14 protein-coding genes are annotated in these 26571 nt (G+C 45.2%); 5 read left to right on the top strand and 9 right to left on the bottom strand.

Annotated elements, in window-relative coordinates; all coding sequences use genetic code 11:
• Positions 1-243: 243 nt before the first annotated feature.
• Positions 244-2823, top strand: coding sequence for an S-layer family protein (locus AS151_RS10250; protein ID WP_170861364.1), 2580 nt, complete (start codon positions 244-246; stop codon positions 2821-2823).
• 15 nt (positions 2824-2838) lie between these two features.
• Positions 2839-5385, top strand: a complete 2547-nt coding sequence (locus AS151_RS10245) for a CHAT domain-containing protein (protein ID WP_084639503.1) — start codon at positions 2839-2841, stop codon at positions 5383-5385.
• Positions 5386-5729: 344 nt separating this feature from the next.
• Here AS151_RS10245 and AS151_RS10240 read toward each other — a convergent pair whose 3' ends face one another.
• From AS151_RS10240 to AS151_RS10225, 4 genes are all read right to left on the bottom strand, one after another.
• Positions 5730-6455: a hypothetical protein gene (locus AS151_RS10240; RefSeq protein ID WP_071516955.1), complete on the bottom strand. Its 726-nt coding sequence runs from the start codon at positions 6453-6455 to the stop codon at positions 5730-5732.
• Positions 6445-8277 carry a CHAT domain-containing protein gene (locus tag AS151_RS10235; protein WP_071516954.1) on the bottom strand — a complete coding sequence of 611 codons (1833 nt, stop codon included), beginning with the start codon at positions 8275-8277 and terminating at the stop codon, positions 6445-6447. Before AS151_RS10235 ends, AS151_RS10240 begins: the two co-directional genes overlap by 11 nt.
• Positions 8278-8310: 33 nt before the next feature.
• A complete protein-coding gene (locus tag AS151_RS10230) occupies positions 8311-9303 on the bottom strand; it encodes a DUF1822 family protein (RefSeq protein ID WP_071516953.1) in 993 nt (330 codons plus the stop codon).
• A gap of 62 nt (positions 9304-9365) precedes the next feature.
• Positions 9366-10109: a hypothetical protein gene (locus AS151_RS10225; protein ID WP_139240601.1), complete on the bottom strand. Its 744-nt coding sequence runs from the start codon at positions 10107-10109 to the stop codon at positions 9366-9368.
• 561 nt (positions 10110-10670) lie between these two features.
• Here AS151_RS10225 and AS151_RS10210 point away from each other — a divergent pair.
• Positions 10671-10961: an NfeD family protein gene (locus AS151_RS10210; protein ID WP_071516949.1), complete on the top strand. Its 291-nt coding sequence runs from the start codon at positions 10671-10673 to the stop codon at positions 10959-10961.
• Between the two features lie 167 nt (positions 10962-11128).
• On the top strand, positions 11129-11953 hold the full coding sequence (locus AS151_RS10205; RefSeq protein WP_071516948.1) for a DUF4114 domain-containing protein: 825 nt from the start codon (positions 11129-11131) through the stop codon (positions 11951-11953).
• 153 nt (positions 11954-12106) lie between these two features.
• Here AS151_RS10205 and AS151_RS10200 read toward each other — a convergent pair whose 3' ends face one another.
• From AS151_RS10200 to AS151_RS10180, 5 genes are all read right to left on the bottom strand, one after another.
• Entirely contained in the window at positions 12107-13885 is a 1779-nt protein-coding gene (locus AS151_RS10200) for an EAL domain-containing protein (RefSeq protein ID WP_071516947.1), read from the bottom strand.
• A 39-nt stretch (positions 13886-13924) separates the two neighbouring features.
• The gene (locus AS151_RS10195; protein WP_071516946.1) at positions 13925-15046 is read right to left on the bottom strand and encodes a hybrid sensor histidine kinase/response regulator; all 1122 of its coding nucleotides are present in this window, start codon (positions 15044-15046) and stop codon (positions 13925-13927) included.
• Between the two features lie 486 nt (positions 15047-15532).
• The gene (locus tag AS151_RS10190; protein ID WP_071516945.1) at positions 15533-16858 is read right to left on the bottom strand and encodes a response regulator; all 1326 of its coding nucleotides are present in this window, start codon (positions 16856-16858) and stop codon (positions 15533-15535) included.
• Complete coding sequence (locus AS151_RS10185) at positions 16801-19722, bottom strand: PAS domain S-box protein (protein WP_071516944.1); 2922 nt, start codon at positions 19720-19722, stop codon at positions 16801-16803. Before AS151_RS10185 ends, AS151_RS10190 begins: the two co-directional genes overlap by 58 nt.
• Positions 19723-19807: 85 nt before the next feature.
• A complete protein-coding gene (locus AS151_RS10180; RefSeq protein ID WP_084639501.1) occupies positions 19808-25360 on the bottom strand; it encodes a PAS domain S-box protein in 5553 nt (1850 codons plus the stop codon).
• A 355-nt stretch (positions 25361-25715) separates the two neighbouring features.
• Here AS151_RS10180 and AS151_RS10175 point away from each other — a divergent pair, with 355 nt between their 5' ends.
• On the top strand, positions 25716-26426 hold the full coding sequence (locus AS151_RS10175; RefSeq protein WP_071516942.1) for a 1-acyl-sn-glycerol-3-phosphate acyltransferase: 711 nt from the start codon (positions 25716-25718) through the stop codon (positions 26424-26426).
• The last annotated feature ends 145 nt before the right edge of the window (positions 26427-26571 follow it).

Below are 26571 nucleotides of genomic sequence, written 5' to 3'. Positions count from 1 at the left end.
GATATAAATTGCGGTTCTTGATTTATTTGCTTAATTCATTTATCCTTAATGTGGTTTGGTGCCAGCCAAGCATCTGTGTTCCTACAAACACAAATAACATTTTCGTATAGACATCGATATCCCAGAATGCTTTTTACGACCATCAGCGATCGGCTACATACATATAGAACCTCTTTGATTGCAGGGTTATCTTGTAGCGCTGTCACTGTAATTGGTTTCTTTCCAACTTGTAGCATCGCACAAGTGGTTCCAGATACAACTTTATCTCAACCGTCTACCGTAACTACACAAGAGAATACCATCTCTATTGAAGGAGGAACGCAAGCAGGCCAACATTTATTTCACAGTTTTGAAACGTTCTCCGTTCCAGCTGGAACCACAGCCATTTTTCAAAACCAACCACAAATACGCACAATTTTTAGCCGTATTACCGGCGACTCTGTTTCTAATATTAATGGTGTTTTAAGTGCCAACCATGCCGCCAGTCTGGTTTTGCTCAATCCCAATGGCATTTCCTTTGGTCCAAACGCTCGCCTCAATATTGGCGGTTCTTTTTTGGCTAGCACTGCAGAAAGCATTCATTTTGCAGATGGTACTCAGTTTCGCGCTCAGGAAACGCATTCAAAACCATTGCTAACAGTAAGCGTACCCGTTGGTTTGCAATACGGCAAGAATCCAGGCAACATTCAAGCTCAAAGTTCTTTATTACAAGTGTCTCCTACGCAAACAATTGGTTTGTTGGGAGGAAATATTTCCCTAGAAGCCGGCACAGCTATAGTAGCACCAGAAGGGCGTATTGAGTTGGGTAGTGTAGCCAGTCAAACGACGGTTGGTTTGGATAGGCTGGCTAATGGGTGGGGAGTTAGCTACGAACGCACAAACGGCTTTCTCGATATCAATATTGCTCAAGGGAGCGCAATTGAAACCAGTGGTGCGGATGGCGGTGCCATTCACCTATCAGGTCGTAATTTAGAAATAACTGATGGTTCTCTGATTCAAGCGACGAATCGTGGTCCCGGATCGGGTGGAACTGTAACAGTGGATGCTACGGAAACGCTAGAATTGCGCGGCACCACTGCCAACGGTCAGTTTCCTAGCGGCATTCTGGCTGAAACAGAAGGATCGGGAAATGCCGGTGATGTTGAGATAGAAGTTAACAACCTCACCTTTCAAAATGGCGGACAAGTATCAGTTTCTGCTTTAGGTAACAGCCAAGGACAAGCAGGTAATATAACTGTACGTGCTGAAGGTACGATTGCACTACAAGGTTATTTAATAAGTGAAGCTTTGGCTTCCGGAAGTGGTTTTTTTGCTAATACAAATAATGTAAGTGGTGGTGGCCATATTAACGTTCGTGCCAATCGGTTGATTTTGCGCGAAGGTGCGCAAATAACAACGGCAACTTCTGGTTTAGGGGAAAGCGGCGATATTACCATAGATGCGAACTCTATAGAACTAACTGGAACCGCTATACAGTCGCGGTTTTCTAGCGGCTTATTTTCTAATGCTGAAGCCAACTCTAAAGGCAATGGCGGTAATATTACTATCCACACCCAGCGGATGTTGGCACAAGGTGGCGCTCAGGTTAGTACGATAACTCTTGCAAGTGGCAATGCTGGTGACCTTCACGTTCGTGCTTCTGAACTCGTACAAGTATCGGGGAGAAGCGATCGCGATGTTCCTAGTGGTATTTTTACTCAAACAGAAGCTTCTGGAAAGAGTGGCAATTTGACTATTGACACAGAACAACTGCTCGTCACAAATAGTGCTTTGCTATCCAGTGCTACCTTAGGTTCGGGAAAAGGCGGTACTCTAGAAATTAATGCAGAACGTATGAGTATTCTGGGAGGAGGACAAGTTTCTGCGATCGCTGCTAGCGAAGGAGAGGGAGGAAAAGCCTTCATTCGCGTTGAGGAACTTTTAGAGGTTGAAGGAACCAATCTGCAAAATACTTCTAGCGGTTTGTTTACTCAAACGCAAAATGTAGGTCCGGCAGGAAATCTAGAAATTGCAACCGAACGTTTGAGCATTCGCAATGGCGGTAAAGTTTCGGTAAGCGGTACGCAACCGCGAGAAAATGCAGAAATCCCGGCAATAGAAGCATCGAACATTGGCAATGCTGGAAATTTGATTGTCAACGCCGACGAACTGCATTTAGAACAAGGGATTTTGGAAGCCACAACCATATCTGGCGATCGCGGTAATATTATGCTCGACAGTAGCGACTTGCGCTTGCGAGAAATTAGCCGTATCAACACCGACGCTCAAGGGGATTCTCAAGGCGGCAACATTGAAGTAGATACCGATACGTTAGTAGCGTTGGAAAACAGCGATATTACTGCCGATGCTGTGAATAATTTTGGTGGTCGGGTCGTTATCAATACCCAAGGAATTTACGGTACGGAATTTCGCAACCAACAAACTCCCCAAAGCGATATTACTGCTTCCTCCGAACTTGGACCCAAATTTAGCGGTATTGTGGAAATTAATACGCCAGAGTTCGATCCCACGCAAGGGTTGGTCCTACCCACCGTACCGCCACTGCCAGACGTGCCAGCAAATCCTTGCAAAATCGCCGGTCAGGAAACGGAGTTTGTCAATGCCAGACGGGGTGGTTTGCCGCCGACTCCCAGAGAAAGCATCAACCAGGAGATGGCAGCGACAACTTCAGCCAAAATCCAAGAGGCACAAGGTTGGGTGCGACGGGACGATGGTACGGTAGAACTGGTGATAAATCCCCGTCATATAATTCCTTACGGGTATTGGTTGCGCTTGGAACGACCAGATTGCAGCACTGACAGCGAAGAAAATTCCGATCGCTAATGAAAGGAGAAGCCAATGGCAAAGCCAAAATGGATGCATCGCGGGAAATGGCTGGTTTTGAGTTTCGTGACGGCACTGTTGTGTATTTGTGTGCCACCTGCGGTTCGATATGGTTCATCGCAAGCGATCGCGCATCTTCCTCAGTTTAACAATTCAGTGATAACCGCGATCGCCGATCGGGAAAATTCTACCCAACCAACATTGCAAGAAGTACGAGATTTGCAAGCCAGAGGTCACTACCATTATGCAACCAAAAAACTGATGGCGGCTTTGCAAATTGACTTTGACCTTTTTAATGCAATTTTACGCGACGAAGCTAGCGAACAACTTCCAAATTATTTTACTAAAAATCTATCGCGAACGGAACTGGAAGCTTGGAGAACTTTAGGCGACCTTTTACGAGTCACTGGTGCGTTGAATAATTCAGAACAAATTTTGCAATACAGTTTGGGAAAAAGCCAAACCATGGATTGGCAAAAAGAAATTGCTGCCAATTGGGTAAGTTTGGGAAATACACGACGCGCGATCGCTTTTCGAGAACTTTCTTTAGAGAACATTGATGACGCACAAAATACCTATCAACAGGCAGTTGCCAATTACCAGCAGGCTTTGCAAGAAACGGCAACCCAGAAAAATCATCTAATTTACCTACAAGCCAGACTCAATCTGTTGAATCTCTTTGCTGAAAAACCGACGGAATTTGATAGGCAAAACGCGATAACTTCCAGCCAAGTGAAAAACTTGCAACAAACGGTTCGCAATCAGTTGGAAGCGTTATCTCCTACAAGCGATCGCGCGATCGCAGCTAGAATCGATTTTGCTCGCACCCTCACTTGTTTGAAACTGCAAACGGATAATACAGTGGCTGTTGGTGAAGAAGGCAATATCTACCAACCTCCCATTGTTCGCCGTTGCAGTCACTCCCAATCCCAGTTTCAAAAAAACGATGTGTTGGCATCCTGGCAAGAAATTGCCAAATTAATATCCATCGCTGCTCAAAATGCTAAAGGTCATGGTAAAGAAATTAGAAATCCTCGGTTGTTTTCCTATGCTTTGGGATATTTAGGGCAACTTTACGAACTTCAGAAGCAATGGTCTGATGCTGAAGAGTTAACCAATCGAGCCATGAGTCTTGCTCAGTCAAGGCAAGCTTGGGATATTGCTTATCATTGGCAGTGGCAACAGGGGAGATTGCAAATTCTACAAGGTAATCGCAAAAAAGCGATCGAAGCTTATACAGCTGCTTATAATTCTCTACAGGATATTCGTCAAGATTTGGCGATTCTCAATGAAGACGTTCAATTTAATTTTCGCGAAGAAATCGAACCGGTTTACCGAGAATTGGTCGATTTGCTGTTAAAGGAAGAATCTCCCGGGGAAAAACGCCTCGAACAAGCTCGCCAAGTCATTGATGCTTTGCAAGTTGCCGAGTTAAATGATTTCTTTCGAGACCGATGTGCCGAACTCAAAGAGGTTGAGTTAGAGAAGATAGACCCCCATGCCGGTGTTTTCTATGCAATGGTTTTACCCAATCGAGAATCACCGCAACGGGTAGAGGTTATTCTGGATTTACCCGAAGAACCTTTGTACCACTACGAGCGATCGCCATCGAGTTTGCTTGATGATATAGAATTTCTCAAGGGATTTTTGGCACAACCTCCCAGAAAAGGCGGTACTTTCAACGAACAAGCACAGAGTATTTTGCAAGGAACTTATCAATGGTTTTTCCAAGAAGCCGATGAAAAAATTGCTGCCAGCCAGACAAAAGTAAAAACGCTTGTTTTTGTTTTGGATAGTGTATTGCAAGATTTGCCAGTGGCAGCTCTTCACGATGGAGAAAAATATTTTATTGAAAAATACCCCATTTCTGTTACTCCCAGTTTGAGGTTGTTAGAACCCCAGCGAATTACTTGGGATAATTTACATATTTTAGGCAACGGTCGCAGTAACTTTTCCAATTTAGAAAATGATAATTGGAACGATTTGCCTTACGTAAAAGAAGAAATACAAAATATAGAGTCCCAGTTTCCCAGACAAACAGAGCCCTTGCTCAATCAGGATTTTACCACCAACAATCTGAATGAGAAGGTGAATAATTCCTTTTTCCCGATTGTACACATAGCCACCCACGGTAAGTTTTCTTCTCAAGCAGAGAATACGTTTATTTTTGCCTGGGATGGGAAAATCAAAATTGAAGATTTGGGTCGCCTCCTACGCATCAATGACCCCACTCGATTGAACGACATTGAGTTGCTTGTTCTCAGTGCTTGTCAAACAGCTCAAGGAAACGATCGCACTACGCTAGGCATGGCGGGAACGGCATTGCAAGCAAGAGCACGTAGTATTATTGCTAGTTCTTGGGTGGTTAATGATAGGTCCACGGTTAATCTTATGGAACACTTTTATCGTTCTTTAAAAACGACATTGCAGGAAAATGAAAGTACAAGCAAGGCTAGGCTTTTACAACAAGCTCAAGTGGCTTTACTAAAAGGAGAATATGGAGAAGAATATACCAGACCCCACTTTTGGGCACCCTTTGTTTTGGTTGGCAATTGGTTGTAGGGAGGTTTTTGGTTTACTAAATTCCTGATATCATACCATTTCTAAAAAACAATGATTGTCTGGAATGTCCCAATTGCACTGGTAGGGGCGCTCACGCGTTGCGCCCCTACAAAAATGCCCCTATTATCTCTTGCAGACTATGAAGGAAATGGTATCATTTCTGAAAAACAATGATTTTTTGGGATTTTCCAGTTTCTCTGGTAGTATCCTTCGGGAAGGCGCAACGCGCGATCGCCCCTACAAAAAATATCCCGATTATTTCTGGTAAAATTTTCAGAAAATGGTACTAGGGGCAATACAAGAATTGCCCCCTATAGAAACAAATCTCCTAAGATTCTATACTTTTAATTGGTGCGATCGCAAACACTACCAGCCATATCTGTGAGTCCCATTTCTTGATATAAATTTCCTAATAAGTTACAAGCTTGGGGATTGTTAATACCGCTAGCAAGTAAGCCTTCTAAGCGATCGATTGCCTCAAATTTTAATTGGTATCGATCGACCAACATTTGCGCGATCGCGATGGTTTGTTCGACTTCTCCAGTTACGTTTTGTTTGACCTGTTCGATATCCGTTTCTATTTGCTGTCTTTTTTCTTCCGATAAGACAAAAAATTGAATTTTGCGAGAAGATTTGCCGTTGCTAGCTTCAATATAGAATCGGTATCGATTTCCTGGTTGCAAAGGAGATCCGTCATACGCTTTCCAATAATCTTGACCACCAACGACGTCTTCCCATTGAAAATCTGAAGAAATGCCTTCAATATATAAAGTATAGTAGCTCACCCCAAGAACCGGTCGCCATAACAGAGTTGGTTGCAAGCTGTAAACGCTGGTTCTAAAGGTAGGAGCAATAATATGGGGAACATCCGCACTTTCCGGTGGGTCGCGATAGCATCCTTCATCTTTATCGCAAGTTTCTGCTATTAACCATTGGTTGAGCGATGCGGTTTGTATGGATTCTGGAAACAAGCGAGTTTCTGCGATCGCACTTGGAGAGAAATTGAGTAAAATTCCCCAAAGGAAAACCGCACTATACCCACAACGAAGAAATAATTTATCATTTATCATTAGAATCCTCCCAAGCAAGTATTTCGCGAGCTTGTTGTTGCCATTTTCTTTCTTCTGGAATATCTGGGTCGGCATATTCTTGGCAAAGGTGCCAAAAATCCATGGTTTCCTGAGAAGTCTTCCCTTCTTTTTCCATGATTTGAGCTAACAAACAGTATACTCCCGCATTGCTATCTTCCACATGTTCCCGATCGATATGCATGGCTTGTCGAAGTTGATTTTCCGCTTGCTGGTATTCTCCCTGTTCCCAAAAAGACCAACCTAAATTTTTGTGAATGTAAAGGCGACCAGGAGAATCTTTGTCTGTTAAATGCATGCAATAAGCGTACAGGAGATGTTCAGCTTGTTGAAAAGAACCTTTTCTAATATATAACCTAGCCAAATTATTACAAGCAACCGGGTTATCGCTCTGGTCTAACACTTCTTGATATTTTCTAATCGCTCGATCTACAGCATAGGCGTAATCTTCATATAAATTCCCTCTTAAGCCTTGGGCAGCATCGTTTCTTGGATTAAAAAATAAGGCCAGTTTTAGATATGTTTTGGCAGTTTTTTTCTCGTCTGCTTCATATTTTTGAATTGCTTTCACTTGAAACACATAAGACAACCCCATAGAGGCAGTAATAGTTCCAACAAGCAAACCAACTCCCCCCAAAATAGATCCCAAAATTCGCTTGTTTCGCTTATTTGGCTTGGGAGGTGCGATGGGAGTCGATTTTGTAGATGAAGAACCGACCAAACTTTCCCAGGTGGGTGGTGTGGCGGTGGGATTTTGGAAAATTACCGGCAACCAACTGGCACAGGGTAACTCATCTTCTAAACCTTTGAGCCTTTCTTTTGCTTCCCGCGTTGCCAAATAGAACGAATTGCCTTCTGAAAATGATTGGAGAAAATATTTTAAAAATTGATGGGCCACTTGGTCGGGAATCATATCCCGCATGACAATCATTTGCGGAATACTTGGGTCGTCGAGTTGTTGCGGTAAAGCCAACCCGTCGCAAGAATTAAAAATAGCCACTTGCAATCCTTGCTTGACCGCTTTTCGCAAACCATGCCACAGTTCGGCAATGTCCAAACTATCCTCGGGATTGATATAAATTTTGCCGGTGTCTCCTTCGCTGCTACCGTGACCGGCAAAAAAGATAATATCCCAGGGTTGTTCCCACAAGCGATCGCCGATTTCTTGGCGTTTGGGTTGCCTTAGAAAAGTAACATCCGCGTTGGGAAGTTCGTCAAACAATTGCCGATCGCGTTTGATATCAATTCCCTCGTCGTGACCGAGAATTACTAAAATGCGAACTTTGGCTGCTGTCGATGCGGCTGGCGATTTTTGACTATTGCTAAATTGCGTATCGCTAAACGAATATCCTGCATAGGGATAGCGTTGGAAAAAATCCCACTCTTGCCAAGGCAATTTGTACAAACTAGCATCGTTACTGCGGATTAAAAATCGAATGCTATCTTCTGGCGATAAAAATTCCCGCAGTCGCGTGTCTAGATGTTGAAATTCTTCTGCTTGCAACCAGCTTAAAAAGCGATCGCGCAATCGATGGGCCGATTCTTTACAGCTTTGAATGGAACCGTAGTGGCGGATTTTTTTGGCTTCTAAAACCCGATAGTTCCCAGGAATTCCCAAAGGTCGATATTCTTGTTCCCAGTGGTAGTAGATGAAATCAGCTAAGTTGTGATTGGCAGGTAGCTTGCCGAAAAATTTGGCACTGGCGCGATCGCCTTCGTTGCTAATTTCCAAGGTTACCTCAAATCCCCGCTGTGGCAAATCGCCAAACAGTTCCAAAACCACCAATTTTTCTGTATTGTGCATAAAAAAGCCCTCACAAAACCGAAAGAAACTATCTTAAATGATAAAGGCTTCCACAGCAGCTGCTCCTTTCCAAGCAGTACGTACGTAAAATCGATCTCCAAAATCACCAGTAAATTCAAATTCCAGTTTGCGCGTACTTCTTGCTTCTGCCTGCATCACCGTCGCCAAACTCTCATCTAAAATACTAACATGCAAATCTTTCGGCAAATAAAAATTTCCTTGGGTTCCGTGAATTTCCACGCGCACATCCATGCGATGGTCTGAGGTTGCCTGCAACCAAACCAGCAAAGCAATGTTGGTCGCGTCGCTGCCAGCATCGAGCTGTAACACTTTACCACGCACAATCCCAGATGCGGAACGATCTACCACAGAGGTTTCCGTTTCCACCTCAGTTTTGGCATGGCGAAATTGGAAAGAAGGCTCTAAAACTTGCGGGTCCAACAAATTTTCTACCGTTTCCCAACCAACATCAAAAATATTTTGCAGCCATTTACTTAATTTTACTGGTGGTTTGCTGGGTGAACTATCTTCTGGCTGCATCTCTGCTTGCCGTTCCAACTCTTCCAGACAATCTAAAAAATCATCCAAAGATTCCCACTGTTCGATCGGAATTTCCTCGCGATCGGCATTTGGCAAGAAACCAATCAAACTGGCTTCCCGTAAAGAGGCATCCAAACGGACGGCAATGTAACCAATTCGATTTTCCCAAACCTCTGCCGGAACGCGCACTGCTGCCTCGTTGGGTAAAATCGGACGGCATTCAATTTTTCCCAGATTTTCTAGCTGTAAATCGGCAACATCAAGTAAGATTTGGCAGATGGCATCTTGGCTGTCTCGGGAATTTTGAGCGGTGGGAATATCGATGCACTTGCAGTAGAAATTGACTGCTTGTACGGCTAACAAATTGAAATATATTTGTTGGCGTTTTTCTGCATCCGAAACTTCTGCTGCTAATTGCCAAGCCTGCTGGTGCATTTGGCTGGTTAAATGTACGGTAAAGGGTAGAGATTCTGGTAATGGTTTCATAGGAAAACTCTCATTATTCATTTTCAACAAGTACACTTTTTCGAGGAACCATGGATACAAAATTACTTATGCCAATCGCTATAAAAATCCCAGTTTTGCAAATACTGCCGGATGCGAAAGGACATTTTCGGCATGGCACGTTGGTAAAAATCGCTGAGGGTGGATATCTGAATTCCCAGTTCGTTGGCGATTTCCTGCCACTTTCTCCCTTCCAATCGCCACAGGGCAATGTTGCGGAAATTGGCTTGGGGACAGTGCTTTACGTGTTTGTCGGTAAAGATGCGATCGGGATCTACATACAGGCATTCTTTCACCATCTCGGATAGTAAGGGTCGGTTCTTTTGGATCGCCTCCAGGAGTCGCTTACTTTTCTTGCTGGGTTGAAGTTCATCTCCATAGTTGTCTTCCCCGTTATAACTAACTGTTTCCAAAGATTCAAAGTAAATGGTTAGCTGACCGATTTTCTGTTGGTTGCGTTCTATCACGCGGGAAATAGCTCTGGGGAAAAAGCGTTTTGCTAAAAGGTAGTTGAACCATCGAATCAACGGACCTCGTTGGGGGTCATATTGTTCGATGTTCTGAGAGACAAAGGTCCACAGGTCTTGCAAAGCTTCGTGGTAGATCTCTTCTGCGAAGGGAACATCCTGATAGGGAAAACGCCGTCGCAGCCGACCCGACATTTGAGTTTTTTCAATCAAGTGTCTCAAATATTTTCGTCGCTGGGGACTTTTGGGTGGGTGGTTTTGAGCTGCGATCGCGAGTTGTTGGAGTTCCTCATCAAGGAAACGGTTTTGACGGCTCTGCATATCTGGGTTTTCGGCTCCTCACAGCGAGTGCGACCAACGTAACTTTTGCAAGCGAGCAAACCAACCAGGGGGTGCTTCCCCTCAGGTTTTTACCATCGCCTTTACTTATCTATCAGGTGCCCAAGCAGATTTTTACGGAAAATTTAAAAATTTAATTTAAAACTCTTCCGGGAGAATCCGTGATGGCAGGAAATGACAGAACTTTGGCTGCTCCTGCTGGAACTGCCAACCGGCAATCAAAAAAACCACACTGCGATCGCGTATCTACTTGCATTGCCATTTACATGGAACCCGAATTATTTTTCGATTGCCAAATAATCTGGCTTCCCAAGTTTGTAACCACCCATGAAGAAGAATTTCCCCGAGTTATCAAATCTCAATTTTTTTAAAATTTCGCCCATCGCTCCGTAAAAGTTAGGCTATTTTCCTAGATAGAGGGGTAAAGGGAACGATGAAAACTCGCTAACTGGGTGGGTTTGCTAACTCGATTCTAGCAAATCCTGTACGGCTTTTCGCCAACCCAGACAATTTTCGCGATCGCTATGGTTTGGAGGCAAGACAATGAAGTGGTTCAAGCAATGTTGGTTCCGTTGGTTTTCTTCGCCAACCTCCCCGCCGGTATACTTACCCAACGGTCAAATCAAAGCGGACGATCGCTATCAAGGAGAAGCCATTGTGGAAGAAGCGATCGCCCTCGGCAAGCCAGGCAGGGTCTACTTTCGCGGTTCTTGGTATCCGGCACGTTGTTGCCAAAATGTGGTGATGCAAGTAGGGCAAAGAGTCATCGGCATTGGTCGTTCGGGAATAGAAATGGTGGTAGAACCCTTACCGGAAAACTATGAAGATTTGTAAAAAAATCCGTAAATTCACGTAATTTTGGCTTTTTCCCCCAGAGAGAACCTTAGAAAAGCAGCTATCGGTGGAGCAACTGCCATAAAAAATTACCACCAAACCAAATTGAAAGGTTGCTCGCTGCTGCTTTTGACAACGAGAAATTATCCATACGAGGTATATCGCTTATGTTCGCAACCAATTTTCGCAAGTTTCGCAAACGTCTCTTCCCTACCGCAGGGATGGCGATCGCGTTTTTCGGCAGTTTGTCTGTCGGCATGGACCCCAGTTTGGCAGCCAACATGCGTCCGGTCAGTTTCGGCCATTCCTGGGATGGAGAAGAACACTCCCTACAAAACATCTTAGATGGCATGACCGTTTCTGGTCCCAATATTGATACCAAACAAGACCAAACCCCATACGATCTCTTTACCAGTACCGCCATTGGCAATTCTAGTTCTACTTTGATGGCAGAAGTTGCCGACTACGCTTCTACAAACCAATTTGGTATTTACAGTGCCAAAACTGGGGAAAAAGCCGTTTTGTTTGACGGCAACGCCACCTCAAGCAGTCAGTCTTTCTTTAGCTTTTTGGAAAACGGCGATCTGAAGATTTGGGATGCCGTCTCCTCCAACTCCGAGGTAGAAATCACCACCAAAAAAGGATTCGGCAATCAATTTGGATTTTTCCTAAATGTAGCCGCAGAAAACGCCACCTACTACTCCGACGATTCCCTCAATCCCAACGGTTCGCCGCAAGCGGTTATCTATCAAGGCAACAATCAAACCCAAATGCAACTTCCCAACTACGAAGCTGGTTTGTTCAACGATAACCAATTTATCGTAGCCTTTGAAGATTTGCTGGTAGAAAACTCCGACCGCGACTACAACGACATGGTGGCGATGGTTGGTGCTGTCGAGCCTATAGAACCGGTACCGGAACCCACATCCATGGCTGGTTTGGCTTTGGTGGCAGGTACGTGGTTTCTAACTCGCCGCCGCAGCGAACGATAGAATTGACAGGTACCGCATCATCCCATTTCTGAAAAATGACGATTGTTTGGGATTTTCCAATTTCCCTGGTAGGGGCGTTTCGCCAAACGTCCCTACATAAATACCTCGACTATCAATTGCATGCTTTTCAGGAATGGGGATAAGATACCTTTTCTAAACTGCTATTTTTTCTCTCAGCAACTGCGTAGCTTCTTCTCCACTCATGGGTTTGGCGAAGAAATATCCTTGAGCGTATTCGCAGCCTAAATTTTGTAGTTGCCTCATTTGGGTTTCCGTTTCTATGCCTTCTGCCGTTACCGTCATTCCCAAGGCTTGTCCCAATTTTACAATTTCTTGCAGGATGTAGTAATTTCTGTGGTTTTCGCTGATACTCTTGACGAAGCTGCGATCGACTTTTAAATTGTCTACCGGAAATTTCTGCAAGTAGCTCAAAGAAGAATATCCCGTTCCAAAATCATCGATGGCAAGTTTGATTTGTGCTTGGCGCATTTTTTGAATAGAAGTTACCGTAGCATCGGGATTATCTACGATCGCACTTTCGGTGATTTCTAGTTTTAAATCCGAAGGATGGATATTGTTGGTTTGAATAATCCGATGTAGGTCTTCTAGCAAAGTAGGGTGGGAAAATTGCCGTACGGATAAATTTACGCTCATTTCCAAGTCGGTGGCACCTTGTTCCTGCCATGTTTTTAGTTGCTGGCAGGCTTGTTGCATGACTTCCAAACCAACGGGTACGATGAATCCCGTATCTTCCAAACAGGGAATAAATTCTCCTGGAGATACCATTCCTCGCTGCGGATGTTGCCAGCGAATTAGTGCTTCAAAACCGCAAATTTGTTCGGTTTTTAAGTTAATAATTGGTTGGTAGTAGACAATAAATTCTTTCCTTTCTAAAGCTCGGCGGAGGTCGTTTTCTAAAGACAAACGTTTGCCGATCGCGTTTTTTAATTCTTGGTCAAAAATCCGATAGGTTCCCGGTCCTTTGGTTTTGGCTTTGTACATGGCAGTATCGGCATCCCGCACCATGTCTTGGGGATTTTGATACTCGGCATTGGTAAGGGAAATGCCTATGGAAACGCTAATAAAGGTTTCGTAGCTCTCTACCACAAAAGATTCTTCAAAAAGTTGCAGAATATCGGCGGCTGTTTCTGAGAGTTCCTTGGTATCTTTTATGGATTTGAGTAAAATGCAAAATTCATCTTCCCCGGTCCGGAACAACCGATCTTCCGATTTTAGATAGCTGGATAAACGCTCGCTAATAGCTACCAAAATGCGATCGCCGATTTCATATCCCAAAGAACTATTAATTAAATTAAACTCGTCGCAGTCAATATACAGCAACGCCAAAGACTGATTATATTTTTGACAATGGCTGAGTTCCCTTTCCAAGGTTTCTAGTAAAGAAGTGCGACTGGGAAATCCCGTGAGGGGATCGTAGTGAATGCGTTGCTGTAATTGTTTGGTGCGTTCGGCAACTTCTGCTTCTAAGTTTTGATTGTTACTCTGTAATTGCAAGCACAATTGCTCGATATTTTTATGTTGCTGGCGAATCCGCAGCATGGAAGCAACTCTGGCACGCAATTCCAAACCATTGATTGGCTTGCCAACAAAATCATCAGCACCGGCTTGCAAACATTGAGCTAAATTTTCTTTCGCTGTTAAAGCCGTTACCATAATAATGGGAATGTACTGTCCGTCGTAACCCGCTTTAACCCGCCGACAAACTTCCATCCCATCCATTTCTGGCATCATGACATCCAATAAAATGACATCCGGCTGACAGGTTTGCAGAAATTCTAGTGCCTTTTCGCCGCTGGGTGCGTAGTATAATTGATAGCCTTGGTCAAATAGTAAAGTTTCGATAACATCAAAACCATTTACTTCATCATCTACGACTAAAATAGAAGCTGGATTGGTTGGTTGTTCGCTCATAATGTTGATTTTTGAATATTTTCTCAATGTGGAAATCCCTTAAATGTTAACGAAAGGGAACAAAACCTGCACAGTGGTTCCTCCGTTGGGGTCGCTGTGAATTTGAAAGTCTTTGCCGTAAATTTCGGCAATGGTTTTGGCTATAGCCAATCCCAATCCCATTCCCTGTTGTTGGTTGCGGGAGCGATCGAACTTGACATAGGCACCAATGCTTTTGATTTGTTCGGGGGTCATACCAGTTCCTCGGTCGATTACTGAAATTTGAAACATACCATTCATGAATTGACCGATAACCCGTACTGGCGTTCCCGGTGAGGAAAATTTCAAGGCATTGCTGACCAATGTTTCTGTAAATTTCTGCAAGTCAAAAGCTGCGATCGATAGGGTGGCTTCTTCTACTTCGCAAACCAAATCTTCCCCACGATTGGCTTGTTTGGCTTCATGTTTTGCTACCCCTGCGATCGCTGATAGGGTTGGTGTTTCGTAGCGTGTTTTACGAGTCTTTTCTAATTGCTCCAAATCGGTTTTGGTTAGCTCCAAACGTGCGTAGGTCAGGAAATTTTGAATTAACCCATTCATGCGCTCCGCCGAACCTTTCATGAGTTGGAGTAACTCTTGACGTTCTTCTGTGTCGATATCTTCATAACCATCAATTAACAAATCAACAGAACCCAAAATCCCATTCATCGGCGTGTTAAATTCATGGGGCAAACTGTAAGCAATACAACTGCGTAAATATTGTAAATTTTGTTGCAGAAATTCTAGCAATCCTTGCAAGCGATCGCGTTGTTGTTTGATACGCAACATGGAAGCCACCCTGGCTCGCAGTTCGATGCCATTCACCGGTTTGCTAATAAAATCATCCGCACCGGCAGCAAAACAACGAGCCAAATCTTCTTTAGCACTCAAAGCCGTTACCACAATCACCGGAATGGCTTCCCATTTGGGATTGGCTCTAATTTTTTGGCAAATTTCCATGCCATCCATATCCGGCATCATGATATCCAACAAAATCGTATCCGGCTGAAAATTTTCTAAAAGAGCCAGAGTTTTTTCACCGCTCGGTGCATAATAGAGTTGGTAATCTTGCTCGTGCAATAGCGTTTCGATAATATCAAAATTGTCTGGTTCGTCATCAACAATTAAAACAGATGGTTGCATGAGTCACCTTAATCTCCCAATGGCTATCTAGATATACTTGCCTGGTTGGTTGGTGAGAAGCATTTTCATGGAAACAACAATTTTTTTACGAGGAAATTGTTTCCTGCTAAAAAAATCTAGCGATCGCAGTTCCCCGTATGGGAAAAGAACTCTGCCAATTTGAACGTGTCTACTCAGAAAGGATACTCTACATAATAAAAGTTTTCCCACCTCCCCAATAAATTTTATCGTTAATTTGTAAAAATCAAGGAATATTTGAAAATCTATAACAAACTTCCTTGCTTTGGAAGAACCAATTCCAGAGTTGGCTCCCTGCTATGGATCCTCATACCAAATCCGTACTGCAAAGACCAGATAAACCCCCAGGCTAAGGCGAAAACTTCTTATAGTTTCCCCCTCCTCCCCCTCCTCCCACTCCTCCCACTCCTCCCCCTCCTCCCACTCCTCCCCCTCAAATGTAATTTGTACGCATCGGATTTGATATCACTAGCGAGAATCAGCAGATTTTGCCAGCAACATCCGAATGGTTTCCGAGAGTTGTTTTAAACGAACTGGTTTGGCTATATATTCATTGGCACCAGCTTCCAGACATTTTTCGCGATCGCCAGACATAGCCAGTGCCGTCAAAGCCACAATAGGAATGGAAGCAATGGTGGGATTTGCTCGAATGCGACGGGTTGCCTCCAAACCATCCATATCAGGCATTTGCACATCCATCAAAATCAAATCCGGGTGGCGTTCGGCAGCCATCGCCAACGCCTCCTTGCCATCGCTAGCCACCAGCAGTTGGTAACCGCGAAACTCCAAATAACTAGAAATCGTACTCACGTTGGCATAATCATCTTCCGCCAGCAAAATCACCGGTTGGGATGATTGAGATTCGTCAGGTGTTTCTGGTGTAGCAACAGCCGCATTTCCATTCGTTTGAGCAGTAGGTTTGTAAAATCGTAACTTCGCCAATGCAGTTTGGAATTGGTTGCGGTTCACTGGCTTCACCAAATATTCCGAAGCTCCCAAAGCCAATCCCCAGCAGCGATCGTCTACCACCGAAACCACCAAAACCGGGATTTTCTGGGTTTCCTCGCTATCTTTGAGCTGCTGTAAAATTTCCCAACCCGATCGCTGCGGCAGTTGAATATCCAAAACAATCAAACTGGGTTGCACCTGCAATGCCACTTGTAGCACATCTTCGGTTCCCGACAAGCGATGCACTTGCAATTCCATCTCCCGCAAATAGCGGGTTAAGTGGTCGGCTGCCGGGGTAGAATCTTCTACCAGTAACACTTGGCGGTTGTTGGGAGTAGAAATTGCTTTGCCAGCTTCTGGTTCTTCTGTTGTGGGTGACAGTTCCAGCGAACAGTTTCCGTAAGGCAAATGTACTGTAAAGCGAGTACCTTCCCCGAGTTCGCTGTCTACAGTTACCGTTCCCCCGTGTAATTCCGTCAGGCGACGTACCAGCGACAATCCCAAACCCGTACCGCCGTAGCGACGGTTGAGGTTGCTGTCAATTTGTACAAACTCCTGAAAAAGCTTGTTAAGGTTGTTTGGGTGAATGCCAATGCCGGTATCAACCACCGACAGGGAAACGTAGCCGCAGGAATCGCTGTTGGTGGGTGGTTGTCGCATGACTTCTAGGGTAACGCTGCCACCGTTGGGGGTAAATTTCACGGCGTTGGTAAGTAGGTTAATCAAGATTTGCCGCAACCGGCGTTCGTCAACGCTGATGGTGCCAATGTTTTGGGGAACTTGCTGGCTCAGATGGATATTTTTTTGTATGCCATCTGGCGTACAAAGGTTAAGCTGCTTTGGCAAATGTCGTATAAGGATACCTCCTGAATCTCTAGTTCTAGTTTTCCCGATTCGATTTTGGATAAATCTAAAATTTCGTTAATTAAGTCCAGTAGATGTTTGCCGCTGCGTTCGATGGTGGTTAGAGATTTATGCTGTTTGTCGGTGAGGGTGCCAAAGACCTCTTCTTGTAATCCTTCGCACATCCCCAAAATGGAGTTGAGGGGAGTTCGCAGTTCGTGGCTCATATTTGCCAGAAACTCATCTTTGAGGCGGGTGGCACGTTCGAGTTCCCGGTTGGTCTGCCGCAGTTGTTCTTCGGTGTGTTTGCGATCGCTTAAATCCCAGTTAATCCCAATTGTTCTGGTGGGTTCGTTGTGGTTTTCCCCATAGCGAACGATGCTGTCGCCTTTGATAAAACGAATTGTGCCGTCGTCGAGTACAATGCGAAACTCGCAGTCAAATTTTTCTCTATTAGCGATCGCGTTTTGTAAGGTGGTCTCTACGTAGGAACGGTCGTCGGGATGCACCCGGGAGATAAACGTTTGATAGCTCAACGGTTGCACCGAAGGGGGAATATCAAACAATTCGTACATGCGATCGTCCCAAAACAATATGTCATTGGTAACATCCCACTCCCAAACACCAATTTTACCGGCTTGCAAAGCCAACTCCAGACGGTCGGAAAGTTCCCGCAGTTTTTGTTCCGCCAGGTGACGTTCGGTTACATCTCGCACCATCGCTACGGCAAAGGTGGCATTTTCTTCTTCCCGACGTACGGCAGCTACAGTCAAATCCCCCCAAATGAGTTCCCCTGTTTTGTTGATAAATCGTTTGTCTAAGGTATAGCTATCGCGCAGACCACCCATTAACCCTTGATAAAGTTGGACATCCAAGTCAATGTCTTCTTTATAGGTAAACTGGGTGAAATCCATTTGGCACAATTCTTCTTTGCTATAGCCCAACATTTTGCTCAAACAAGTATTGACAAATAAAGGGGTTCCTGTGTTATCCACCATCGCAACGCCAATGGGTGCGTATTCCACAACCAGCCGAAACCGTTTTTCGCTTTCCAACAAGGCAGCCTTTGATTCTTGCACTTCTTGAATGCGATCCTGCAGGCGTTCGTTTAGGTGGGATAGTTCTTGGGTGCGTTCTGTAACTCGTTCTTCTAAGGTGACTTTGGCTCGTTCTATCTCCCAAATTTTACTGCTCAAACTCGCCGACGTTTGTCGAAAGTTGGCTATTAGGGAGTTCACTTCCCGAATGTCGGACTGGTCCCAGTAAATAGTTCTCTGTTGAAATAGTTTTTCTGGCAAATCTTGGGTAAGTTCTGCTAGTTGGTCTAAGGAAGCTACTAGTTTGCGGCTGGCTAAAGGTGCTATGAGTAAGGAGACGGCTGCACACACCAATACGACTGCTAGGTGTTGAATGTACACGATTTGCAGGTTTTCAACGGCGGAAGATGCTGGCGTTTGTACTACGAATTTCCAAGGCAACGTTTCCACTGTTGGTGTTTGTAAAATATACCGAGATTGCCGCCACTGTTTCATGGCTGGTAAATTGTCTTGTTCGGGGAACTGTTGGTAAAGTTCTCGGTGGACTTGTCGCTGTTTTCTGGTGGGTTGCCAAGGTTGTAAGGGTTCTTGGGAGCTGTTGCTGGCTAGGGGTTGGTTTTCTTTTCCTAACAATAGGATTTCTATGTTGTGTAGTTGCGGCGATGTGGAACTGGTTGTTCTTTGGTTGTTCTGGTTTTGGGTTACGTTTTTGAGAATTTCTTCTAAGGTGTCTATACTGATGGAACCGTAGACCATTCCTGCAAAGCGATCGCTTGTTACGATGGGAATCGCTGTCCCAAAATGGGGGGTTTGGTTGGCAGCATCTTGATGAACTTCGCTGATTTGTGGGGTTTTGGTTTGTCGGACTTGTTGGAAAGAGCTCTCACCAGAAAAGTTTTGACCGATGATGGTTTCCCCACGTTCGTTGGTAGCTGGTACTGAGATGGTTGCTCTGCCGTTGGCGTCGGTGACATAGATTTTCAGAAAATCGGGAAATGCTTGGTGGGATAGTTGAACTTGCGACCGAACTGGTGTGCTATTGATTCGGTGGGAGGCTGCGGTATCGGCGATTGCCTGTAGGAGTTGCTGGTGGGGTTGGTGCCACAAACGGACGGTTTCTAGGAGGTCGGTGGAAACCTGGCTCAGGCGATTGTAGACGTTTTGTTCTATTTTGGGGAGGGTGGCACGTCCTTGCCAGACGGTGATACAAAATACTGTTAAGACGACGGAGGTAACCAAGACACTGGAAAAGATTTCCTGAAAGGAGATTTCTCGACTCTGCCAATAGCGATTGTTGTTGCGATTGTCAAAAGCTGCGATCGCTCTCCAATGAGAGGGAATGGCATATAATATCTGAGTGGCAATTAAGGCGTTAAAAATACCGTTAACTGGCTGTTTGAGCAAAATTAACAACGCTGCTGTGGTCTCCATTCCCATAACCACGCTATAAAACAACCACACCAGCGGCATTCCCAGTAGCAACCAGTACAAAGCATCCACCAAGGCTAAGTTGCGGCGACCCCGTTGCCAACACCATCCCACACATACGGCTTCTAGGGTGAAAATAATGATGGCGTAGGGATGTCCCCACAACTGCCATGTATAGCTGCTGGCAATCAATGCTACCAAGCTTCCCCAGCCAATTCCGTAAATGGCGGCGACCAGAAACACAAAAATGCTGCCAAACAGCAAATCCACGCCAAAAAAGAGGGGAACGCTCAAATAATTACCAGCAAAGGCGGCTAGGGTGAGCAGGGATAGGATCAAAATAGAACGCCAGGGACGTTGCCATAAAATTGTATTTTGGAATGGAAAGCGACGGCGGTACATAGGAGTTCCCAAACAAGATGCCTTATTTTGTTAAGATAAATTACAAATATATTTCGTTTTATTAAAATACTCTAAAACTTAAACTTTATGGGATTTTCTGCAAATACCAATCGATGGTATTGGTTAGCTGTTTGAGTTGTACCGGTTTGGCTATGTATTCGTTGGCACCGGCTTCCAGGCATTTTTCGCGATCGCCTGCCATAGCCAGAGCAGTCAGTGCTATAATCGGCGTTTGGACTAGTTGCGGGTAGCTACGAATTTGCCGCATGGCTTCCAAACCATCCATCTCTGGCATTTGAATATCCATCAAAATACAGTCTGGCTGCTGTGCGATCGCCATTTCTACGGCTTGTTGACCGTTTTTGGCTACCAAAACCTGATAGCCACGCAAGTTTAAATAGCTAGACATGGTGCTGATATTGGCTTCGTTGTCTTCTGCCAGTAAAACGAATGCTTTGGCTGGAACCTCTGTTGTCTCACTGGATGCAGGGGGTTCGGCGGCGGTTGTAGATGGTTTCGGCATGGTTGTTGGGGAAGTTGGCTGGAAATTGGTTGCTGGCTGTTCGTAAGGCAAGGTGACGGTAAAGCGGCTACCCTTGCCAACTTCGCTATCGACGCTAATATTTCCCCCATGCAACTCTGTCAGACGACGTACCAGAGACAATCCCAAACCGGTACCGTTGTGTTTGCGGTTGAGACGGCTGTCGATTTGTAGGAATTCTTCAAACAATCTATTTTGGTCTTCTGGGGAAATGCCAATGCCGGTATCGACGATAGAAAAGGTAAGTTTGCCTGGTTGATTCTGCTCTTGGGGACCAATTTGGCTCACTTCTAGGGTGACGCTGCCGCCTTCCGGGGTAAATTTCACCGCATTGGTTAGTAGATTGATTAAAATTTGTCGCAATCGGCGATTGTCTGCATTGATGGTACCCAAATTATCGGGTATGTTTTTATGGAGTTGAATGTTTTTCTTATGAGACATTTGTCCCACAAAAACCAAGCTGGTATCGCAGATATTGGCAATTGAAACTTCTTCGAGATGTAGTTCCAGTTTGCCGGATTCGATTTTGGACAGATCTAGAATGTCGTTAATCAGTTCTAAAAGATAGCGACCACTTTTTTCAATGGTGGCTATGGCGTTCATTTGGCGTTCGTTGAGGGAACCAAAGATTTGCTCTTGCAATCCTTCTGCCATGCCTAAGATAGAATTTAAGGGGGTTCGCAGTTCGTGGCTCATGTTGGCGAGAAATTCGTCTTTGAGGCGGGTGGCACGTTCGAGTTCCTGATTGCTTTTTCGCAAGTTTTCTTCGTAGCGTTTGCGATCGCTGATATCCTGACACACGCAAATTCTGGTTTGGTCGTCCAGTAGGGTTAGGGAAATACCTAAATGGAATATACTTCCATCCCGACGCAAACCCAATGTTTCTCCCTGCCACACTCTATTTTGTATCAACTCTGGTATGACTTCTTGTTCGATACGTTCAATTTCTGCTGGGGGATACAAGGCTTTCCAGGTTTTGCCAATGAGCTCTTGGGCACGTTCGTAACCAAAAAGTTCTACATGTGCTTGATTGAGATAGGTGTAGGTTTCGTTATCTAAGATGGCAATGCCGTCTACAGCGGCTTCCATGGCAGCCAACTGACGTTTGAGGGTGGCTTCCCAAAGTTTGCGATCGCTAATATCTCGAACTGCAGCAATACACAGGTCGCGACCGCCTAAGTTTGCCTTGCGTAAAGCTACCTCCACATGAAAATGCCGATGGTTATCCAAGCGTTTGTCTTTCCATTCAAAACGTAAAGAGGCTCCCGCTTGCACTTTTTGCAGGATAGCTGGAACGTCTGTCAATGGCATATCCGGTGCCGATATATCCTTGACATGAGAATTAATCAAGCGATCGCGGGTACTGCCAAAAATTTCCAAACCGCGATCGTTGACATCCAATATGGTACCGTCGAAGTCTTGGATTAAAATGGCATCGTAAGCGTAGTTAAAAATTGTCCGCAGGTCTTGTTCCGATTGTTGGAGATTGGCTTCGGCTCGTTTGCGATCGCTAATATCAAAATTCACACCAATTATACGTTGGGGCACATTGGATTTTCCGAACTGCACGAGTGCGTGAGCTTTGATAAAACGAACCTCACCGCTGTTTTGAACGATCCGAAACTCGGTGTCGAACTCCCGTTCGCCTTGCAAAGCCTGTTGGAGTTCGTTTTCTGCTCGCTGGCGGTCTTCGGGATGGAGGCTATTGGCCCAAGTTTGGTAGCAAAGATGTTGGCTGGATGGGGAAATATCGTACAATTCAAACATATACTGGTCCCAGGAAAGGCGATCGCTAGTCAAATCCCATTCCCAAATCCCAATCCCAGCCGATTTCACCGCCAGTTGCAAGCGTTCGGAAAGCTTAGAGAGAGCCTTTTCGGCGGCACGTCGTTCCGTCACATCCCGGAAAATGGCACGGGTGACGGCTGGTTGGCCGTTTTCCCAACGCACGTTAATGCTTCCTTCTAGTAAGATTTCTCTGCCTTCTTTGGTCACAAAGGTTACTTCTACGTAGGGAATCGATTGGCAGTGACCTTGCTGAAAACTCTCAAAAATTTGACGGCACAAAGAAGCATGTTTGGGATGGACCACATCCAAAAAGGTCATGGTTGTCGCTTCTGCTTGGGTATACCCCATGGTTTTCTGCCAAGCTGGATTAACGTATAGGAAGTTTTGACCGTCAATGGATACCATTTGAATCAAATCTTTTGCTTGGTCGAGAAAATCTTTCAGGTTGGCTTCGCTGTTTTTCAGGGCAATTTCTGCTTGTACCCGGTCGGTCACATCTTCGTAGGTTCCCAACAATCCCACGATCTGCCCTTGCAAATCTCGCATGGGGACTTTGTTGGTTTCTAGATAAATGACGCGACCATCAGAGGTTTCCAAGGTTTCCTGACGCCGGTACTTTGGTTCTCCGGTGGCAATGACCTCCCGGTCGTCTCGAACGTATCCCTCGGCAATTTGGTGGTTGGGAATCAAATCGCGATCGCGTTTCCCTACAATCTCTTCTGGCGGTAAACCCAAATCTTCGACTAAGTTCCGGTTGCATCCCAGTATCCGCGATTGGCAATTTTTCCAAAAGACCCGTTGGGGAATGGTGTCGAGAACCAATTGCAGCATGTCTCGGGAGGCTTGCAGTTCGGTTTGGGCCTGTTTGCGATCGCTAATATCCTGCAAAATAGCAATATGGTAATCGGGGGTGCCATCGGACTTGTGAATGGTAGACACCGTCATTTGAATCCACAGGGGATGGCTTTGTTCGGTTTCCTGGTTGCGGTCGAAAGCGAGTTCTAAGATTTGTTGGTCTGTTGAATTGTCCTGGCGATCGCGATCGCAATTTTGCACGGCAAAAATCTCTCTCAATTTATTTTGCAGCACCTGCAATCCCATGAAATCTAAAAATTCGCAAAACTTCTGATTGACTTTGAGCAAGCATCCACTGGCGGCATCGGCTTTGATAATTCCCACCGATGCCAGATCGAAAATCCCTTGCAGTTCAATTTCCCTAGCTTGCAAGCGATCGCGTTCTTGTTGTAGGGACAGTTGCGCTTGTTTGCGTTGGGTAATATCTCTAGCTACCCACAAAACTTGATTGCCAAATACCGGAGCAATCCGTGCTTCCAGCCAAACCGGTTCCCCACTGGAGTCTGGTTCTATAGAATACTCCAATACATGAACTCGGCGATCGTGGAACGTTGCTTCAATAGACTCCCAAAAGCGTTCGTCATCGCCATAAATGGTATCGATAGTGGCGTTGGTCCAAGAATTGGTGCATTCATTGTTGACCTCGGTTAGGGGAATGGTTAGGTTCCACACATCACCATGTTTTTCCACCACCAGCAAAACATCGGTAACCGATGCCAAAACAGCTTGAGATTGCAGGTAACTGGTATATAACTTTTTCACCAATTGCGGTTGCCCTGCCAGAGTTTCCTCAAACTCCTTGCCAACCAGCTTTTCTTGACTTTCGAGTAATTCTTCTAAAAGTTGTTCCGTACGTCGGCGTTCGGCATTTTCCTGTCGCAATTGTCGTTCCGTTTGCTGGCGAATAGCAAGTTCCTGGTGCAATTCTTGGTAGGTATTGGCTTGGCGAATCGCCACCGCTAGCTGGCTGGCAACTTCTTCCAAAAAGAGAACTTCTTCTTGTTGCCACTCGCGATTTCGTTCGCACTGATGTACTACCAGCAATCCCCACAAAAACGGACTGTTTTCATAAGTATCCTGGGGATGGAGCAAAATCGGGAGAACCACATTGGCTTCAATCTGCCATTTTTGGAAATGTTCCCGCGTGGCGGTAGATAAGTCCGCTATTTCCCCACTGCCAACGGACCAATACCGTCCTTGCCAGTAGCTGTCTTGTAGGGGAGGATGGAAATCGGCTGGGGAAAACGGTTGTTGGGATGTGGTTACCGAACTGGCGAGGGTGGTTCCCGTACCATCGCTATGCAAGCGGTACACCAACACGCGATCGCAGGACAAACTAGTACGAACCTCAGTTAGGGTACTTGCCAATATCTCTTGTAAGTTTACCGACCCTTGAATGCGTTTGGAAATGGAAGCGATCGCAGATTCTCGGATAGCCTGAGCTTGCAATTGGGTCGTTCGTTCTTTAACTTGCTCCTGTAACTCGGCATTGCGGTTTTCTAGCAGCTTCAGGTTTTCCGCCTCCAAATTCGATACCCGTTGCTGCAGCCAATCCACCATCTTGTATAGTTCTAGGGGATTGACAATTTGCAATAAATTTGTATAAGTAACAATTCCCTGCAGTTCCCCCAACTCTCCCACAACAACCAGGCGACGAATCCGACGTTGTTGCATGGTCTTACAAACCGACCACAAATCCTCTGATGCCTGTCCGGTAAAAACTGGCGTACTCATCACCGTCTGCGCGAAGACAGTTGCTAAATCCAATCCCAAAACTTGAAATTGAACGATATCTCCTTCTGTAACAATACCTATAGGATATTTTTTATCTTGTTTTTCTTTATAAGGAGCGACGATGACTATGCAGCTTACCCGATGTTGTGCCATTAACTGCACTAGATGCAAAAGCGACTTTTCTGGAGTGGCGCACACCATGTCTACGTTCATGATTTCCCCCGCCGTACGCCACCGCAGCAAATCAATGGGACGGATGAGCTGCTGCAAACTCTGTTGGGTGAGCAATCCTACCAAGTTTTCGTTACGGTCAACGATCGGTAAATGGCGAATTTGGTGCTTTTGTAAATAGTCAATCGCTGTCAGCCAGTTACTCAGCTCTGATTCCCGAATGGTAACCACAGGGGATGACATAACTTGGGAAATGGGAATATCTGGCTGTAGCTCCCCTTGAGCACTGAGGCGAATAGCATCTCGTTCGCTGAAAATACCTGCCAAGCGATCGCCTGCCATCACCAACACGCAAGTATCTTGGTCGTTGGTTAGCAACAGAGAATCGCTGCTGTTACCAGCATTTAGGATTGTGGGTATGGCACAACGGCTCCGGTTCTGAGTCATATAGGTCAGAACTTCCCCCACAGATGTATGGCTACTCACAACGAGGGGATTGCGGAGAATAGCTGGTTCTATATCAACTTCTGCGAACGGTATGCTAGACATGGGTAGATCGCTAGAATCTATAGGTTTTTATTCGTTTTTCTTCATTGCGATATGGCTGCTATTATAAAAAAAATTATATTTTTTCGCCATCCGTATAGCCTATAAAAAGATCCATGCTAATACCTACGTATTTTGGGTGATATAAGTAATATACTTAGGTAAAATTACGCAATTCACCCAAGAAAAATTGTTCTCTAGCCACACGCTTGATTTTCCCATCCTCTGTTGTCCAGTCTATCCGCCGCCACGAGGACGCTTAACAAACTGTCTGCTAAATCGTTACCAACCAGAAACGACCTAGTAAGCTAATAAATAGCCAGTAGAATTGTGGAAAATCAAACCAAAATCTATAATCATGAATTTACTACTTTCTCAATCCCACGCGATCGCTTCTCAAAACGTAACATCCCAAGTTTCTCCTTGGTTGATGTCGATGCTGTATCCCCTGGGAGAACATATTGTTTTACCTTCTTATTTCGGTTCTATTGAAGTTGTCGGCAAAGACAAGATTCCTACTGATGGTGCCGCAATTTTAGCACCTACCCATCGTTCCCGTTGGGATCCTTTATTGGTATCCCTAGCGGCTGGACGCGGTGTCAGCGGACGGGATTTGCGGTTTATGGTTACTGCCACCGAAGTAACGGGGATTCAAGGTTGGTTCGTCAGACGATTGGGAGGATTTTCTGTAGACGTTTTGCGCCCCAGAATTTCCAGCCTGCGTCACGGTATTGACCTACTGTGCGACAGGCAAATGATGGTGATTTTTGGCGAAGGGGGCATTTTTCACGACAACCAAGTTCACCCCATCAAACCCGGTTTGGGTCGGCTTGCCTTATACGCACAAGATTTAGACCCCACCCTCAACACCAAAATTTATCCCATCAGCATTCGTTACGGCTGTTTGCCAGTTCGCTGGCGTTGCGGGGTTCGCGTAAAAGTTGGCGATCCCATCGATGTGGCTAGTTACTATCAAAGCGATCGTCTTAAATCAGCATCTAAACAAATCAACAAAGATTTGCAGGCGGCTCTACAAGCGTTGGACCAAGAGAATTGCGGTCCGAAGTGATAGCAAATCCGATGTGTCTAGACCACATTTTAGGTAGAGGAGGGGGAGGAGTGGGAGGAGGGGGAAGAGGGGGAAGAGGGGGTCTTCGCAGTGCGGATGATATGAAATTCGGCTATAGACTTATGGGGAAGAATCCCCTGTAGTC

Source organism: Geitlerinema sp. PCC 9228, assembly GCF_001870905.1.
In the GTDB taxonomy this organism is placed as follows: domain Bacteria; phylum Cyanobacteriota; class Cyanobacteriia; order Cyanobacteriales; family PCC-9228; genus PCC-9228.
The sequence above is the reverse complement of the archived record's forward strand: the minus strand, read 5'-3'. Positions and strand labels throughout refer to the sequence as shown.

What these genes read in the sequence shown, in the direction of transcription:
- AS151_RS10180 (WP_084639501.1), bottom strand. Translation starts at nt 25,360, where the DNA reads ATGTCTAGCATACCGTTCGCAGAAGTTGATATAGAACCAGCTATTCTC.
- AS151_RS10225 (WP_139240601.1), bottom strand. Translation starts at nt 10,109, where the DNA reads ATGCAGAGCCGTCAAAACCGTTTCCTTGATGAGGAACTCCAACAACTC.
- AS151_RS10175 (WP_071516942.1), top strand. Translation starts at nt 25,716, where the DNA reads ATGAATTTACTACTTTCTCAATCCCACGCGATCGCTTCTCAAAACGTA.
- AS151_RS10235 (WP_071516954.1), bottom strand. Translation starts at nt 8,277, where the DNA reads ATGCACAATACAGAAAAATTGGTGGTTTTGGAACTGTTTGGCGATTTG.
- AS151_RS10245 (WP_084639503.1), top strand. Translation starts at nt 2,839, where the DNA reads ATGGCAAAGCCAAAATGGATGCATCGCGGGAAATGGCTGGTTTTGAGT.
- AS151_RS10240 (WP_071516955.1), bottom strand. Translation starts at nt 6,455, where the DNA reads ATGATAAATGATAAATTATTTCTTCGTTGTGGGTATAGTGCGGTTTTC.
- AS151_RS10210 (WP_071516949.1), top strand. Translation starts at nt 10,671, where the DNA reads ATGAAGTGGTTCAAGCAATGTTGGTTCCGTTGGTTTTCTTCGCCAACC.
- AS151_RS10230 (WP_071516953.1), bottom strand. Translation starts at nt 9,303, where the DNA reads ATGAAACCATTACCAGAATCTCTACCCTTTACCGTACATTTAACCAGC.
- AS151_RS10205 (WP_071516948.1), top strand. Translation starts at nt 11,129, where the DNA reads ATGTTCGCAACCAATTTTCGCAAGTTTCGCAAACGTCTCTTCCCTACC.
- AS151_RS10195 (WP_071516946.1), bottom strand. Translation starts at nt 15,046, where the DNA reads ATGCAACCATCTGTTTTAATTGTTGATGACGAACCAGACAATTTTGAT.
- AS151_RS10185 (WP_071516944.1), bottom strand. Translation starts at nt 19,722, where the DNA reads ATGTACCGCCGTCGCTTTCCATTCCAAAATACAATTTTATGGCAACGT.
- AS151_RS10200 (WP_071516947.1), bottom strand. Translation starts at nt 13,885, where the DNA reads ATGAGCGAACAACCAACCAATCCAGCTTCTATTTTAGTCGTAGATGAT.